Source organism: Pelosinus sp. UFO1, from assembly GCF_000725345.1.
In the GTDB taxonomy this organism is placed as follows: Bacteria; Bacillota; Negativicutes; order DSM-13327; family DSM-13327; genus Pelosinus.
Genome location: NZ_CP008852.1, coordinates 1,686,647 through 1,702,533, shown reverse-complemented (window position 1 = coordinate 1,702,533; position 15,887 = coordinate 1,686,647). Strand labels below are relative to the sequence as shown.

At 38.5% G+C, this 15,887-nt stretch carries 14 protein-coding genes and 1 other annotated feature; of the genes, 3 read left to right on the top strand and 11 right to left on the bottom strand.

Translation table 11 applies throughout. The features are described 5' to 3' along the window. Positions 1-148: 148 nt before the first annotated feature. Both UFO1_RS07715 and UFO1_RS07710 read right to left on the bottom strand, forming a co-directional pair. Complete coding sequence (locus UFO1_RS07715) at positions 149-1,234, bottom strand: acyl-CoA dehydratase activase-related protein (RefSeq protein WP_038669828.1); 1,086 nt, start codon at positions 1,232-1,234, stop codon at positions 149-151. A gap of 1 nt (position 1,235) precedes the next feature. Further along, positions 1,236-2,153 (bottom strand): acyl-CoA dehydratase activase-related protein, encoded by a 918-nt coding sequence (locus UFO1_RS07710; RefSeq protein ID WP_038669826.1) that lies wholly within the window; start codon positions 2,151-2,153, stop codon positions 1,236-1,238. A gap of 188 nt (positions 2,154-2,341) precedes the next feature. Here UFO1_RS07710 and UFO1_RS07705 point away from each other — a divergent pair, with 188 nt between their 5' ends. After that, positions 2,342-2,548, top strand: a complete 207-nt coding sequence (locus UFO1_RS07705; protein WP_038669824.1) for a DUF1657 domain-containing protein — start codon at positions 2,342-2,344, stop codon at positions 2,546-2,548. A 42-nt stretch (positions 2,549-2,590) separates the two neighbouring features. On the opposite strand, the gene UFO1_RS07700 is transcribed toward UFO1_RS07705, so the two are convergent. From UFO1_RS07700 to UFO1_RS07680, 5 genes are all read right to left on the bottom strand, one after another. Next, positions 2,591-3,538: an acyl-CoA dehydratase activase gene (locus UFO1_RS07700; protein ID WP_038669822.1), complete on the bottom strand. Its 948-nt coding sequence runs from the start codon at positions 3,536-3,538 to the stop codon at positions 2,591-2,593. A 223-nt stretch (positions 3,539-3,761) separates the two neighbouring features. Then, positions 3,762-4,244: an isoprenylcysteine carboxyl methyltransferase family protein gene (locus UFO1_RS07695; protein WP_236639355.1), complete on the bottom strand. Its 483-nt coding sequence runs from the start codon at positions 4,242-4,244 to the stop codon at positions 3,762-3,764. 17 nt (positions 4,245-4,261) lie between these two features. Then, positions 4,262-5,311 carry a type III polyketide synthase gene (locus UFO1_RS07690; RefSeq protein WP_038669818.1) on the bottom strand — a complete coding sequence of 350 codons (1,050 nt, stop codon included), beginning with the start codon at positions 5,309-5,311 and terminating at the stop codon, positions 4,262-4,264. A 181-nt stretch (positions 5,312-5,492) separates the two neighbouring features. Further along, positions 5,493-6,848: an FMN-binding glutamate synthase family protein gene (locus UFO1_RS07685; protein ID WP_038669816.1), complete on the bottom strand. Its 1,356-nt coding sequence runs from the start codon at positions 6,846-6,848 to the stop codon at positions 5,493-5,495. A 136-nt stretch (positions 6,849-6,984) separates the two neighbouring features. Further along, positions 6,985-7,452, bottom strand: coding sequence for a YmaF family protein (locus UFO1_RS07680; protein WP_038669814.1), 468 nt, complete (start codon positions 7,450-7,452; stop codon positions 6,985-6,987). A gap of 270 nt (positions 7,453-7,722) precedes the next feature. Between UFO1_RS07680 and hydG the strand changes: the two genes are divergently transcribed. Next, the gene (hydG, locus tag UFO1_RS07675; RefSeq protein WP_038669812.1) at positions 7,723-9,150 is read left to right on the top strand and encodes a [FeFe] hydrogenase H-cluster radical SAM maturase HydG; all 1,428 of its coding nucleotides are present in this window, start codon (positions 7,723-7,725) and stop codon (positions 9,148-9,150) included. Between the two features lie 317 nt (positions 9,151-9,467). After that, positions 9,468-11,081: a GDSL-type esterase/lipase family protein gene (locus tag UFO1_RS07670; protein WP_038669810.1), complete on the top strand. Its 1,614-nt coding sequence runs from the start codon at positions 9,468-9,470 to the stop codon at positions 11,079-11,081. A gap of 21 nt (positions 11,082-11,102) precedes the next feature. On the opposite strand, the gene UFO1_RS07665 is transcribed toward UFO1_RS07670, so the two are convergent. The 4 genes from UFO1_RS07665 to UFO1_RS07650 form a co-directional block, all read right to left on the bottom strand. Next, positions 11,103-11,987 (bottom strand): prephenate dehydrogenase/arogenate dehydrogenase family protein, encoded by an 885-nt coding sequence (locus UFO1_RS07665; protein ID WP_038669808.1) that lies wholly within the window; start codon positions 11,985-11,987, stop codon positions 11,103-11,105. Continuing rightward, entirely contained in the window at positions 11,984-13,000 is a 1,017-nt protein-coding gene (aroF, locus tag UFO1_RS07660) for a 3-deoxy-7-phosphoheptulonate synthase (protein WP_038669806.1), read from the bottom strand. Before aroF ends, UFO1_RS07665 begins: the two co-directional genes overlap by 4 nt. Positions 13,001-13,050: 50 nt before the next feature. Continuing rightward, positions 13,051-13,301: a binding site (T-box leader), on the bottom strand. Between the two features lie 92 nt (positions 13,302-13,393). Further along, positions 13,394-14,062 (bottom strand): C40 family peptidase, encoded by a 669-nt coding sequence (locus UFO1_RS07655; protein ID WP_038669804.1) that lies wholly within the window; start codon positions 14,060-14,062, stop codon positions 13,394-13,396. A 155-nt stretch (positions 14,063-14,217) separates the two neighbouring features. Then, positions 14,218-15,774, bottom strand: a complete 1,557-nt coding sequence (locus UFO1_RS07650; RefSeq protein WP_038669802.1) for an ABC-F family ATP-binding cassette domain-containing protein — start codon at positions 15,772-15,774, stop codon at positions 14,218-14,220. Positions 15,775-15,887: the final 113 nt, after the last annotated feature.

Genomic DNA, 15,887 nt, shown 5'->3' with positions numbered 1-15,887 from the left:
CACCCATCCTTTTGATTATTGCCTATTGTAAAATAACTACTTTACTACATAAATTTCTGTATCCCTCAAGAAGCACTGGTCAAATACACTATCCATAAGACTTACAACACGGCATCCCATTTTTCCTGCTTATATTAATAGACGTTTATTAAATTTCGACATTCTTTTTGTTTTGACGATAAGTTAGCAAATCGATAAAAGCTTCTATCCTTGTATTCACTCCCTCTTCACCAGATTGTTCATCAAAGGCTAAAGACAACACGGGAATATTAAACTCTCTACTTACCTGTGGCAAAATATTTTTAGCAACAATCTCGGGCATGCAGGTAAAAGGAAATAGATGAATGATTCCATCGAAGTTATTTTGAGCATGTTGTATTGTAGAACCAATGCTTTTTATCCCATGCCCGCCCACATAATGTCCAAGATAGGGCTTGGCTAAACTCAACATATTCTCGTATGATTTAAAATATTTTTTCTTTTTTAATAAATGTATCCGTACATAATCAGTAAGTGACATGGTTTTATAAACTTCAATTCCCATATAACCCAATTTCCTTATTATATCCTGGTTGATAAAGGGCTCCAACACAAGGAAAATCTCTCCTACTATGCCAATTGTCAGAGATCTACCTTCCGATTTCGTTTCAATAGCCTGAAGTTTTTCGTTTACTGTCAGGCTATATGATGCCAGTTCATCAATACTACACTCCGTATCAATGTAATCTTGAGCTTGCTGCCAAATAGAATCAACCTGTCCTCTGAGCTTTTCCTTTGGGCGCACCTTATTAACAACATGTTCAATATCATCTAGTGCGTTCATTTTCGCACCCGCTAAACAAAACGCTTGATAAATTTCACGCAAACTTAATTTAGGGGCTATTTTGCCCAGTGATTTCATAACCGAGAAAATATTAGGTTCGATAATTATCATTTCAAATTGATAACCTAAGTCAGTTAAAATTTGTTTTTGCAGTATTCCATAGTACCCTAATCGACATGGCCCTACTCCGCCACATGTAACGATAGTATCTGCCCCCTGTTCCAAAGCTTCAATAAAACTGCCTAGCGTTATTTTGAAGGGGATGCAGACTGTTTCAGGCGAATGCTTTACGCCCAAGTCTAAGGTCTTTCTTGTAATTGATGGTGGCGGTAAGACATCAACACCAAGACTTTTAAACAAACTTGCTAAAGTAACGTGCATCGTTCCCATTTGTGGAAAGGTGATTACCATTCTAAGACCTCCATGTAAGCATATCGACAAAAGCTTCTAGTCTAGTGACAAAAGCATTTTCCCCTGTATGCTCATCTACCGTCAATAACATACAAGGAATTCCTGCTGCCTGAGCCTGCTGTTTAATAATTTCCACCATTAAGGAGTCCGGCCCGCAGGCAAAAGAGGTGATTACAATCATACCATCTATAGTTTTTTCTTGAGTAAGCATTACCTCTGCTGCTCCTACTAAATGCTGACAATAAGACCAGAAAAGTTTTTTTTCTAAAAAACTGCTGGCTTTATTAGCGCAAGGAAGATCTACCTTATCTGGAGTCAATACGTCGACACCTAATTTTTGTAATTTTTCTAGAACATTCATGCTGATTAACGAATCATACAGTATATAGGGGTGACCAATGATCCCTATTCTTTTCCCCTGCTCTGCAGTTACTTGATACCTCTTAGAAACACGGTTTGCCTTATGGCAAAATTCTTTATAGGCAGTATTCCAAGCATATAGACTGGCTAAAGTACCCTTACCAAATTTTTCACCTACCCTAATAATGGACTGATACAATTGCCTTTTATTTTTCAATAGGCTAATATTCTCATCGATAAGTGGCGGCAAATTAGTTAAATTACTTCGTACCATATCAGTCAATCCGATTAACTCTGGACAAGTATATTGTCCTTTGGCTACGCTAACAATACGTGGCATAAATAAGTAATCAACTTTTTGATGAATTTCAACAACATGACCAAAGTAAGCTTTTACTGGCAAACATACCCCATCAAGCATACTACCACAATTTAAAGTTGCTTTTGATGTCTCTTTAGAAACTATCATCTCAGCACCTAGCTTATCAAAAAAGTTACCCCACAGATCTCCGTAGTAGTAGTAAAGTAGACCTCGTGGCACCCCTATACATATTGACAAAAATAATCACTCCATTACGTTATTTTATATCCACTTAGTATTCTCCTAACATACCAAACGTAAATACTATCACTCATGAGAAAATGTTCTTATTTTAAAATTTGCATTTATTGCCAACTATAAATGTATGGAAACTGTACAATACTATTAAATGTAAGTTTATTTCGGTAAAAAAAGGAGGATTTGTCATGACCGTACAAAAAGATTTGCAAAAAGCAGTTGCTGCCGCTGAATCTGCAAAAGGAACCTATGCCTCATTTGCTCAATCCACTGATGACCAAACAGCAAAACAACTGTTTACACAAATGTCTCAGGATATGGATCAGCATATCAGCCAGCTTAACAGTCGTCTTAGTGTCGCAGCCCAAAACCAATTAAACAATCAAGCAGAGTAATAATCAATGACCATAAGGGGGGAGCGATTTATTACCCCCTTATTAGTTATTCCATTTACCACATTTATCTCCCCAGAAGGCAGCAGTTTTATTATTTATTTTTAGTTCAACTATTTCACATGAATTAGGGCAGCCGTCGCATTCGAAACTGCGAGGCGTATATTGGTAATCGATAATATCAAATCCACGAAAGGCAGTATCATTCTGACCCTTTACTTTCTCTTTTGCTAGCACCGCAGCTCCTAGAGCCCCCATTACATTATAATAAGGTGGTATAATTACCTCACAACCAAGGGCCTCTTCAAAGGCTCTCTTCATTCCTTTATTAGCAGCTACCCCTCCTTGAAATAAAATGGGCCCTTGAATAGGCTTCCCTTTTCCTACATTATTCAAATAGTTCCTTACCAAAGCATGACATAAACCACTTAAAATATCTGAAATTTGATGACCCGTTTGCTGTTTGTGGATCATATCAGATTCGGCAAATACTGCACAGCGACCAGCAACTCGAACAGGTGACGTTGATTCAAACGCTCGAGCACCAAATTCCTCAATAGGCAGATTTAACCTTGCAGCCTGCTGATCTAAAAAAGATCCTGTACCGGCTGCACAAACTGTATTCATGGCAAAGTCCGTTACTATACCATTTCGTATAATGATTATTTTCGAATCCTGACCACCAATCTCTATTACCGTTTGTACATCAGGTATGCTATGTAAAGCTGCTACAGCATGTGCTGTTATTTCATTCTTAACACAATCCGCACCAACTATAATTCCCGTCATTTGTCGACCGCTGCCAGTAGCTCCTACCCCTTTTACAATTATATTCGTATTACGCTTATAAATCGTTTCAAGTCCTTTTTGCACTGCATCAATTGGTCTACCTTGTGTACGGATATATAAAGAGTCTTTTAGTTCCCCTGCTTGATCAATTGTTACAATATTAGTGCTAACGGAGCCTACATCAATACCTAAAAAAACTTCCATTTTTCAACCTCCTAAAAATCCCTTAACTCTACTATTATGTACATAATCCCTCTCCAAATATACAATTATTGCCTTTTGTTTTATTCCAACCCCATCTTTAGCTCTCACTTGTATATATTTGTTCTTATTTTAGGCATTTCTTTCGTTGTTCTACCTTTTTTACTGAAGAACGTTCAAGAGCTTTACAATAAAGAAATCCCTGGCCATGTTGCCAGGGATTTCTTTATTGTAAAGCTCGCTCTTCCGCAGGTATACGAACATTTAAGAGTAACCACCCGTTGAATACTGTAGCAGTACCCGCGGTTATGACTGCATCAAACAAAAGGGGCACGGCAATTAATTCAATAGCTACAGCCACATAGTTAGGATGTTTTATAAATTTATAGGGACCTTTTGAAACAAGTGGTCTTCCAGGAATTACAAGGATGCGAGTATTCCAAAAGCGTCCAAGACTTACTATACACCAGTACCTTATTCCTTGGGCAATAATAAATAAACTAAGCCATAAAAACCATAATTCACTTAGATTGCGCCCGTATAAACTAACTTCTAATACCCAGCCAATTAGCCATCCCCCATGCAAAATAAAAAACCAAGGATAATGTTCTTTTCCAAATTCTTGCGCACCAGATTCTAATGCCCACTTACGATTTTTTTTTGCAATATAAAGTTCTACCGTACGCTGGATAAGTAATAATATAACCATAAGAAAAACACATTGCCCTACCATTTAAACACGACCTGTTCTGCACTAAATCCTGGACCTAGTGCTAGCAATATCCCATAATTCCCAACTTGGGGAGTCTTTGCCATAAACCGCTCTAAAACAAATAGTACGGATACACTAGACATATTACCATAATCCCTTAATATCTCATATGCATATAATAATTGATCTTTTTTTATCTTCAGGCTTTCCTGATATGCATCCAAAACTTTTACACCACCGGGATGTACAATATAATGGTGAATTGCCGATTGATCAATCTCCCATTTATCGCAGGCGTTTTTTACCAGTCCTGGTAAATGACGACGAACGATACTAGGAATATCTCGAGAAAATCGTACTTTTAGCCCTGAATCAACCAGTTCCCATCCCATGATGTCTTCCGAATTAGAAAATAAGGTACTGTAGTTACCTAGGACAACTGGACCACTGCCTTCACCCATAGATAGTAAGACTGCTGCTGCCCCGTCCCCAAAGAGACTCGTACCAACTACATTGGCTTTCGAATAATCATTTCTTTGGAAAGTAAGACTGCAAAGTTCAACAGCTACCAATAACACTGCTTTTCCAGTAAAATGATAAGCCAATTCGCCAGCACGTGCCAAACCAGCTACACCTCCACCGCAACCAAGTCCCCAAATAGGCAATCTTCCGGTGTGAGGTGATAATCCTAACCGCTGAATCAGCTTTGCATCTAAGGTTGGAGTTGCAATACCCGTTGATGAGACAAATAAGACCATACCAATATCCATAGGTTGAATATTAGCCTTCGTCATAGCTTGTAAAGCCGCTTCTTCTGAAAGATCCAATGCCACCTTTTCGTATACCTGATTTGCTTCTGCGAAGGTATGAGGAGTACTATACCACTCTAAAGGCTGAGATAAATACCTAGTTTTAATACAACTATTTTCAAATACGGGAAGCAAACGCTCAAGATTGTCCATATGAGAACGGAAAATACTAGTGGCAAATTGTTTAATTTCCTGCTGCTGTAACGTATAGTTTGGAACCGCTGTTCCAATTGCTAATATCTGGGGATCCCCCATCTGATCATCACCACCAGTTTTTTTATTTCGCCACTAACAAACTATTTAAAAACAACCAGAAAAATACCATCTTTATCATCTCTTATAAAAGAATAGGGTGAAACGCACTCTTTGACTTGCTACAGGATAAGGATAAGGACCTCTCCATATAGAAGAGGCCCTTATCTTTATATTCATATATTCAACATTTGTTTTCCTGTTTATCATTCCGGTGACTGCCGGCATATCGAATGGCTGCAAACTCAGACAAGTCCTTCTCTACTGTTACCATATCACTACGATTTAGTTCATTAATGCTACTCTTGCCAACTGCCTGCACTGCTAATTGCATCTCAATTTTACAAGAGTCTAAAAACTTCGCTAAATGTAGGGCTGCTGCATCAACATTTAGTTTATCTGTAAGCTTACCTGTGTATAACAGCATCTGGGAAGGAGGAGCCTGAGGCAAGGCCTTTGTCATCTGTGTATGAAGTGCCGCCAAAAGAGCAATGGATCCAATATAAACTGCATCCGCTCCTAAAGCAAGAGCTTTTAAAAAATGACCAGGGGTTGTTAAACCACCAGCAACGATAACACTAAATTTATCCCGCAAATTATTTTTAATTAGCCAATCTACTGTTCTCACTAGTGTATGAAAAGTAGGCAACCCCACATTATCTTGTAATGTAGGATTAGCAACTGCTGTCCCGCCCTCTGATCCATCCACTACAATATAATCTGCTTGCGTTTTTGCTATCACGGCCAATTCATATTCTATGTAATCCGTGCCAGCTATTTTCACTCCTACAGGAACATCATATTGGGCTTTCATTTCATTAATCATCGTAATATACTCTTGCGTTGTATTTTTCCCTGGCATACGGGCATATACCGTAGCATCTTTTCCTTTTTCTAAATGCCAAGCTTTTCTTAGATGTTCACCAATTTTATCCGCCTTCATTGTTTCATTTACTGCGCCACCCCAAGCACCTTGTCCTAATTGAATTTCAATTGCATCCAACTGACCTAATTGTTCTTCACCACTTAGTTGGCCACCACGATGGTATTGTCCAACAAGGTATTTGGCAGCACCACGTTCTTCCCCCGTAACAGCTGATTCACCAGTATTAGTAGATGTGCCCGCCAGTGCCGAACCTTTCGCCAAGGCTACTTTTATCGGTAGACTTAAGGATCCGCCATAGGACATACCTGTAATCATTATAGGTATGTCTAATTTTAGAGGTTTTTTTGCCCTAGGACCTATTATAGTCTTCATATCAATATTCTTGTAATCAGGGGGTGGTAGTTCAAATAATTGTCTAGGATTTAGTAAGATTTTATCCCATGGAGATAACACAATGGGACTACCAAGGGGACGGGTTAATTCCTTACCAGCCTCTGCACGCATAGCAGCTTCCATCATAGCACGAGGTGATAACTTTTCAGCTACAGTCACCATCAGAAAAGGATTATCCGGGTAATCCTCTGTCAGCATTTTTCTCGTTGCCTCATCAATTGAGGGATCCATAAGTTTCATCATCATCCAACTTAATAACATACAACACCTCCATACTTAGTATGGTAATATGCGGTATTTATTATAACTTATCATAAAGAATATTTTTAAACAAAAAATAGTCCTTTCAGATTACAAAAAAGGGCATCTACCAATCAGTTGGTAGATGCCCTTTTTCTTAATTAAACTCTTCATCCTCAGGACGTTTATATTTATATTTGCAGTCCTTAGGAGGAAATATACAATCTTCATCCTCATCATCATCTTCTTCTAAGCATCTATCAGGCCCTAACGTCGTTACATCTGCAAAATGATGACAATGATCATCATTCATACTGGTTCGTCCTGCAAAATAATGGGTATGAGTGCCGTTAGGCATGGCAACTGCGCAGTCCGTCATAATATCCACCCAATGCCAATGACCGCATGAAAAGGATGTTCTTGTGCAAATTTGATGCACATGAGACCTTCCCTCCATCCTAGCAGGTCCACTCACGCCCAAAAGTACATGCTGATGCTCATCAGCAACATCTACTTCTGTCGTAAACATATGTACATGAACCATATCTAGATTTTTCCCTTTTCCATCTGCCATATATTTATCTTCATAATCTCCCTTATGTTTTCTTTCCTCATCATTAAGCATTCCTAATACACCTCCTATAATTCTCATAGCATTATATGCTGTCAACGTCCATTTGTGCATAATAAAAACAATAACTTTTCTTTAAAACTATATATTCTTATTAACTTTTACTATATAATGTATACAGATAAAAAAATGTATTACTGGATAAACACGATGAATAAGATAGGAAGTTCTCTTTTGTCATCGACAAATGGAGGTCTTCCTATCTTGTTAAATAAACACGAAGGCTTCTTCGTGTAAACCAATTACGTTAAGGGGGCCACCTAATTGATTTCAACTAACGAACGAACATCTGATGCGTTTATTAACGATACTCTAATTCTTCAACTTCTCCAGGAAGCGAAAAGCAAGGCACAGGATAAGGAGCTTGTAACTAACATTATTATTAAAGCTGAGCAATATCAAGGCTTATCGGCTGCTGAGGTAGCGATTCTTTTAGAAGTCACCGATACAGATCTGTTAGAATCAATCTATGCGGTGGCCGCTGATATTAAACAAGCTATCTACGGTACACGAATTGTACTGTTTGCACCGCTTTACATCTCTAGCCATTGTATTAACGACTGTTCTTACTGTGGTTATCGCAGCGGCAATCAAGAGCAAATACGACGACACTTATCACTGGAAGAAGTTAGACAAGAAGTAGCTATCATTCAATCTTTAGGCCACAAACGTCTTGTTGTTGAAGCTGGTGAAGATAATCTAAATTGTTCCATTGACTATGTTGTCGATACAATTAAAGAAATTTATAGCGTAACAAATGAAAACGGCAGCATTCGACGTGTTAATATTAATGTTGCTGCCACTACTATTGACGAATACCGAAAATTAAAAAATGCTGACATAGGCACGTATATCCTGTTTCAGGAAACATACCACCGCCCTACTTATGAAGCACTACACCACAGCGGTCCAAAAAAAGATTATAATTGGCATACTACAGCAATGGATCGAGCTATGCAAGCAGGTATTGACGATGTGGGAATTGGCGTTCTCTATGGACTATATGACTATAAATATGACACAGTATCCATGTTCTTACATGCTGAGCATCTGGAGCGAACATTCGGCGTAGGTCCTCATACCATTTCAGTACCTCGTCTAAGACCAGCTGATGGCATTAGCCTAGAAAATTTCCCGCATTTGGTCGATGATGAAAGTTTCAAAAAAATAATTGCAGTTATGCGTTTAGCAGTACCTTATACTGGTATTATTTTGTCTACTAGAGAACATCCAAAACTCAGAGACACCCTGCTTACTTATGGAGTTTCTCAAATCAGTGCGGGTTCCTGTACAGGCGTGGGCGGTTACCAGCAAAGTCAAGACCATTCAGATACTATAAAGGAAGCTATGCAATTTAAAACAGGTGATGATCGGTCACCCGACGAGATTATCCGTATGTTATGTGAAAAAAACTTTATCCCTAGCTACTGTACTGCTTGCTACCGTCAAGGTCGTACTGGAGACAGATTTATGAGTCTGGCTAAAAGCGGTGAAATACAAAATGTTTGTTTACCAAATGCTTTATTAACTTTTAAAGAGTATCTCATTGATTACGCAGATGATTCTCTGAAAAAAGTAGGAGAAACTATGATTACAAAGAACCTTGCCTCGATACCACAGGAAAGTATACGTACTGAAACTATCAAACGTCTTAAAGAAATTGAAGAAGGTTCCCGGGATTTGTACTTTTAAGAAATATGTCACGAATTAAGAAAAGACTTGGCTTGTGCCAAGTCCTCGGACGCAGGCAGAAGCCTTAGTCGTTCTTACTTGGAATCAAGAAAGTGTTATACTTTCTGATTCCGCAAAAAAACTACTGGTTGCCGCCTTTTGGTAGTAACTAGTAGCTTTTTTATTGATTTTATCCATAAATTCTGCTAAAGTTGACATAATATAACTAACATTAACGAATCCTAATAGTAATACGGCCCAATGTATGGTAACATGAAGCAAAGAGTAAAAAAAATTTGTAAGAACTCTTATACAAGTTAAGCAAGTAGGTGTTAATCATGAGACGACTGTTAATTTTATTAGTAATAGTAATAAGTATCCTATATTTTGTTGAAAGCAATGAAAAAGTGGGATTTGGTAATTATAAGCCTTCTTTAAATATAAATCGCATAGAAGATAAATATACAATAACCTGGTCGAAAATACCTTACTTCGCATACTACGAAGTTGAAGTCCTAAATCATATTCCTGAAAAAAATCCTGACGAATCCTCCATGATTCCTTATCATCGTGTTATCAAATATCGTACCTTTGACAATTCAATAATAGTCGATCAAAATTTTCCTGAAAGTACTTACCTTAGAGTATCTGCTCATAGCCTCTTTCATCATCCTCTAGGTTACTATTCAGAAGCCATTCCTATCATAGATACAAAATTCCATAAGGAGACCGAAAAGCCTGCAGCTTTGATACATTACCCCATTCATGCCCCAGCTCCCAATATTCCTATGTTATTATGGACAATCCTCCCAGGATCGGTTTATTATGAAATTGAATTTATAAGCACTCAACCAGAGAATCCGAATGGTATACTTCCATCAGAGTATCAAGTATTTTCAACTCGTGAAGTATTTACTAATGGTTATAGTATAAACCTTTCCACATATCCTAGTAATCATTTGTATTGGCGAGTTCGTGCCCTAGATTTCTCGGGAAATCCAATTGGCGTATTTTCCGACGCAACAGAAATTTTCATTGACCATTCACTACCTCAAGTACTAAAACCAATCTCCAATACGGGCTATAAGGCTGCTAATATGCCCATGCCCCTTTATCCTGTCTATTCCTGGATTCCCATTGCCGGGGCAACTAATTATGAAGTTGAGCTAACTACAGCTCAACCAGAGAATCCTAATGGTGTGGAGCCTTCCCGCCATCGTATCAGAAACCAAATTATTAAGATGGGAACAGATTGCTACGACGAGATGCCCTTACTTACTCCTGGCACTTACTTCTGGCGAGTTCGGGGCCTTGACGATAATGGAAAGGCCATCGGTGTATATTCTGATGCTGAATCGTTCGTTGTTACTCGTGATATTGGTAAATATGCAGCCACTTTCGGTGATAGCATAACCCATGGTGGTGGTGCCATATCTTATTCACCAGCGGATCTAGAATATAGCTTTCAAACCTATTTGTCTTTCCCCACTGCCAACTTAGGGAAAAGTGGAGATACTTCAGAGGCTATGGCAAACCGATTCGATGATGATGTTCTCCCCTTCCATCCTAAATACCTTATTATCATGGGAGGCTCTAATAGCTTGCGTGGTGGGATACCAGCTAGTCAGGTAATTAAAGACCTTACGGCCATTCGCGACAAATGTTTACTCCATGGCATTCGTCCAATATTCCTAACCCTCCCCCCTATTAATCCTACAGCTATTGCACAAGCATTTGATGAAGATACAGTTTCAAATTGGCAAAAGGAATTTGCCACTGTCAATGCTTTTGTCCGCCAGCAGCGGTATTATATTGATCTTGCACCCTATTTTGCCGATGAAACTCATGCTTTACCTCTTCACTATGCTACAGATGGATTGCATTTGGACATTGAAGGGAAAAAACTTATGGCAGAAATTATTAACGCCAACTGGTCAAAGGTAACCCAATAGAAAGCAGGCTCCCAAGCCACATTAAGAAATGGTTTGGGAGTCTGTTTTTGTTATTAGTGCATCGCGTCGTACTTTTGCTCTGTTGAAAAAATGATGAATAGCCGGTCTATCACTCTTTTCCACCGCTTCTATCATCTCATCAAGCAACTCTTTCATCTTTAATAAACTATCTGTTATAGGCTGGGCATTCGTAAGGCAAATATCTGCCCACATATCTGCGTTAGAGGAGGCTATCCTTGTCGTATCACGAAAGCCTCCTCCCACAAGTTTAAAACTTTCCTCCAAATTTGGATACTGGCCTAGTAGATTAACAAGTGCGGCTGCAGCCACATGGGGAACATGACTTATAATGGCTGCACACTGATCATGGTCAATCAAGCCCATTGTTGTAATTCTTGCTCCTGTCCAGGTAACAACCTGACTAATAGTCTGTACAGCCTTAGAACAAGTGGATGCCTCTGGGATCACAATATACCATTTATCTTTAAACAATTCCTGATCTGCTGCCATAATACCACTTTGCTCTATCCCCGTCATAGGGTGTCCACTGACATAGTCAATACCTTCCGGTATAATATCGAGTATCTTTTCTGCTAAAAAGCCTTTTGTACTGCCTACATCTGTGATAATGCAACCTATTTTAAGATAAGGCAGTATCTCTTCTATAATTGGCAGCATTTGCAGAACAGGAGTGCATAAAAAGATCACATCTGCCTGCTCTACGCCTTTTCTTACGTCGTTAGTACTATAATCTACCGCACCACGTTCTATCGCTTGCTGCAAAGTAACTAGATCGTAATCAATCCCTGTTACAACCACGTCCTGCCCACAGCGTTTCTTCAATGCCAATCCGAGTGAACCACCAATTAATCCTAATCCTATAATTGTGATACACATGGACTTCATGACATTACTTTCCCCATCACACGTGCAATAGTAGCCACTTCTTGCATCGTATGTTCAAAATTTTCAGGGGTTAAAGATTGCTTACCATCTGATAGCGCTTCTGCTGGATTTGGATGCACTTCAATCATCAAACCATCTGCACCAGCAGCAATGCCAGCCCGTGCCATAGGACGCACTAACTTCCAGCGACCTGTACCATGGCTAGGATCTACAATAATTGGTAAATGACTAATATTCTTCACTGCGGCCACTGCACTTAAATCTAATGTATTCCTTGTGTATTCTTCGTAAGTCCGAATTCCACGTTCACACAGCACTACGTTATAATTACCTTCACTCATGATATACTCGGCAGCATTTAACCATTCATTAATCGTAGCTGATAAGCCACGTTTTAAAAGTACTGGCTTATTCGTTTTTCCTACTGTCTTCAATAGTTGAAAGTTTTGCATATTACGAGAACCAATCTGCAGCATATCTGCATAAGCACTCACTACGGGAACGGATTCTACATCGACTACTTCTGTAACTATCTTGAGCCCTGTTTTTTCTCTTGCTTCCGCTAACATTTCCAATCCCTTCACTTCTAATCCTTGAAATGCATAGGGAGAAGTACGAGGTTTGTAAGCTCCCCCACGCAAAAACTGAGCCCCTGCCTTTTTTACGATAAAGGCAGATTCCAATAATTGTTCCCGACTTTCCACAGCACAAGGTCCAGCCATAACAGCCAAGTAATTTCCGCCAATTTTCACACCTGCAACATCTACAATTGTATCTTCCTGCTTAAATTCACGGCTAACTAGTTTGTAATCCGCAGTTACTGAAACTGTTTTTTCAACACCATCCATCGCTTCAATCGGTAAATCTGCAATTAACTGTTTGTTACCAATAATACCGATAATTGTACGAGTTGCCCCTTCTGATAAATGTACTTTTAAACCTAAGGCAATTAATTTATCCATTACCACATTGACTTGGCCTTTTGTTGCTTCTGGTCCCATTACTATAATCATATTCTATATCCCCCTTAATTTTAGATAAAATAAAAAACACCTCATCCCTATACAGGGACGAGATGTTATCACTCGCTCTACCACCCTGCTTGCATTGCAAGCTAATTCATCATTTCAAGTACGAGGCATAATTACCTGATACTCTAGCCTATAATAACGGTGGCATTCCGGCACGGTCTACTTTTACCTTTTCAACCTGCTACTCCTAGGTGTATTTCAATCAGCACATTTACCAGGTCACACCGCCCCCTGGCTCTCTGTAAAATGCCACTAACTTACTTATCCTATTCATCGTATTTACACTTCGTTATTGATTTAATGATAATATAACAAAACTTTACACAAGTGTCAAGCATTAAAAGACATCTTTATTTTTAAGTGCTACTTTTTTAGCTAAATTACTTGTCTTGCGCCTATGTATCTAGTCTTCCAATAAGTCTCCTCTAATTGACTGACCATGACACCATGACTCGATGCATGAATAAATTTACCTTGCCCTAAATAAATGCCACAATGAGAGGCACCAGGTTCATAGGTACTAAAAAAAACCAAGTCTCCCTGCCCTAACTTGTTCTTGGGTACTATTTTTCCTATCTTAAATTGGGTATCGGCAGTACGTGGCAGTGTAATATTTTTTTTAGCAAATACATATTGAACAAATCCTGAGCAATCAAAACCACTGGGTGTACTACCACCAAATTTATAGGGTTTTCCAACAAACCCTAAGGCAGTATCTGTAATTTGCTTTGCTTTTTCGTTGGCACTTTCGTTGTTCCTCTTTATGTTTTTGCCCATTAAAGTAAAATAGGTCTTTTCTTCAATAATTCCATCTGCTTTAAGCTTTTCTTTCTTTTGAAATCCAATAACAGCCTTTGTGGTTTCTGCCGTAAATTTTCCATCGGCTTTGGTAATCGGATAGCCTTTCTCTGCTAATTTTATCTGTATGGATGCAATTTCCGCCCCTTGATCCCCTTCTCTAAATGGAGCTTGGGCCGCATATACTAACACTGGAATTGTACAAAATAAAATTCCTGCAACCAATATTTTGAATCTGCTAACCATATTACTTTCCTCCATCTTTCTATCCTTTAGTCCGTTATTTCGCTATATTTACCTAAAATCCTGCAATATTCCTAAATTATCCAGTTGTTTTATTTAATTTGTTATTGCAGCATAAGAAAAAGGCTCTCCTTTAAGGAAGAGCCTTTTTTGACAAGTTAAACGACTTTAGTTGTCCAATCTTCAACATTCCAAATATGTGTTACCCAATCTTCATAGAACTCTGGTTCATGGGATACTAACAGTACTGTCCCTTTAAACTCTGTTAGCGCTTTCTTTAACTCTGCTTTGGCATCCACATCTAAATGATTGGTAGGTTCATCCATTACAAGCCAATTTGCTTCGGTTAACATTAACTTGCATAAACGTACTTTTGCATTTTCACCACCGCTTAGTACCATCATTTGACTCGTAATATGATCATTAGTAAGGCCGCAGCGTGCCAAGGCTTGACGCACTTCAAAATGACTTAATCCCGGGTATTCTTCCCATACTTCTTCCATCGCTGTATTGTTATTATTACGATTGGATTCTTGTTCAAAATAACTAGGATACAAAAAGTCACCAAGTTCTACTTTACCGGCTACAGGCTGAATTTTTCCTAGTATGGTTTTTAATAATGTGGTTTTACCTAACCCATTGACACCACGAATTGCAACTTTTTGTCCCCGCTCTAGCTGAAAGGTAACAGGCCTAGTTAATGGTTCATCATAACCCAATACCAGATCCTTTGCTTCTACAATCATACGGCTAGGTGTTCTAGCTTCCTTAAATTGAAAGGTTGCTTTTGGTTTTTCTTTTGGCTTTTCTAGTACTTCCATTTTATCAAGCTGTTTTTGTCGGCTTTTTGCTCGGCCAGTTGTGGAAATACGCGCCTTATTGCGAGAAATAAAATCCTCTAGGCGATCAATCTCCTGCTGCTGCCTTTCATAAGCTTTTGATTCCTGACCTTTGCGAATATTGTAAAGTTGTTGGAATTGCTCGTAATCTCCAGTATATCTGGTCAAAATCGTATTCTCTACATGATAAATAACATTAACAACTTCATTCAAGAAAGGAATATCATGGGAAACTAAAATAAAGCTATTTTCATACTCTTTCAAATAACGTTTCAACCATTCAATATGTTCCACATCTAGATAGTTAGTTGGCTCATCTAATAATAAAATCGTTGGATTTTGTAATAATAGCTTTGTTAATAATACTTTTGTTCTTTGGCCACCACTTAAATCAGCTACATCTCGGTCAAGGCCGATATCAGCTAACCCTAAACCATTAGCGACTTCTAGAATTTTTGCATCAATCATGTAAAATCCGTTAGACTCTAAAATAGTTTGAATCTCGCCTACATCTTCCATCATCTTATCTAATTCTGCCGGTGATGCGTCTCCCATTTTATCATAAATCCCCAGCATTTCAGCTTCTAGATCAAACATACCTTGAAAAGCCTCACGAAGAGCTTCTCGAATGCTTTTTCCTTTTTGTAGTACTGTATGCTGATCTAAATAACCTACTGTTACTCGGTTCGACCATTCTACCTTACCTTCATCAGGCATTAACTGTCCCGTAATAATATTTAAGAAGGTAGATTTACCTTCACCGTTTGCCCCAATTAATCCTACATGCTCTCCCTTTAAGAGACGAAAGGATGCATTTTCTAAAATTTGTCTGCCACCAAAGCCATGTGTTACATTTTCTACTGTTAATACACTCACATCTATTCACCTGCATTGCTTAAATTTTTCTTTATTATTGTAGCTTGTAAAACGCATTGTGTCAAAAAAAATCGTTCATTAACTTCCTTGAATCAAAAAACGCAAAGTAAGTT

What these genes read in the sequence shown, in the direction of transcription:
- UFO1_RS07695 (WP_236639355.1), bottom strand. Translation starts at nt 4,244, where the DNA reads ATGGTTATATTATTACTTATCCAGCGTACGGTAGAACTTTATATTGCA.
- UFO1_RS07685 (WP_038669816.1), bottom strand. Translation starts at nt 6,848, where the DNA reads ATGTTATTAAGTTGGATGATGATGAAACTTATGGATCCCTCAATTGAT.
- aroF (WP_038669806.1), bottom strand. Translation starts at nt 13,000, where the DNA reads ATGATTATAGTAATGGGACCAGAAGCAACAAAAGGCCAAGTCAATGTG.
- UFO1_RS07700 (WP_038669822.1), bottom strand. Translation starts at nt 3,538, where the DNA reads ATGGAAGTTTTTTTAGGTATTGATGTAGGCTCCGTTAGCACTAATATT.
- UFO1_RS07690 (WP_038669818.1), bottom strand. Translation starts at nt 5,311, where the DNA reads ATGGGGGATCCCCAGATATTAGCAATTGGAACAGCGGTTCCAAACTAT.
- UFO1_RS07665 (WP_038669808.1), bottom strand. Translation starts at nt 11,987, where the DNA reads ATGAAGTCCATGTGTATCACAATTATAGGATTAGGATTAATTGGTGGT.
- UFO1_RS07680 (WP_038669814.1), bottom strand. Translation starts at nt 7,452, where the DNA reads ATGCTTAATGATGAGGAAAGAAAACATAAGGGAGATTATGAAGATAAA.
- UFO1_RS07715 (WP_038669828.1), bottom strand. Translation starts at nt 1,234, where the DNA reads ATGGTAATCACCTTTCCACAAATGGGAACGATGCACGTTACTTTAGCA.
- UFO1_RS07670 (WP_038669810.1), top strand. Translation starts at nt 9,468, where the DNA reads ATGAGACGACTGTTAATTTTATTAGTAATAGTAATAAGTATCCTATAT.
- UFO1_RS07655 (WP_038669804.1), bottom strand. Translation starts at nt 14,062, where the DNA reads ATGGTTAGCAGATTCAAAATATTGGTTGCAGGAATTTTATTTTGTACA.
- UFO1_RS07705 (WP_038669824.1), top strand. Translation starts at nt 2,342, where the DNA reads ATGACCGTACAAAAAGATTTGCAAAAAGCAGTTGCTGCCGCTGAATCT.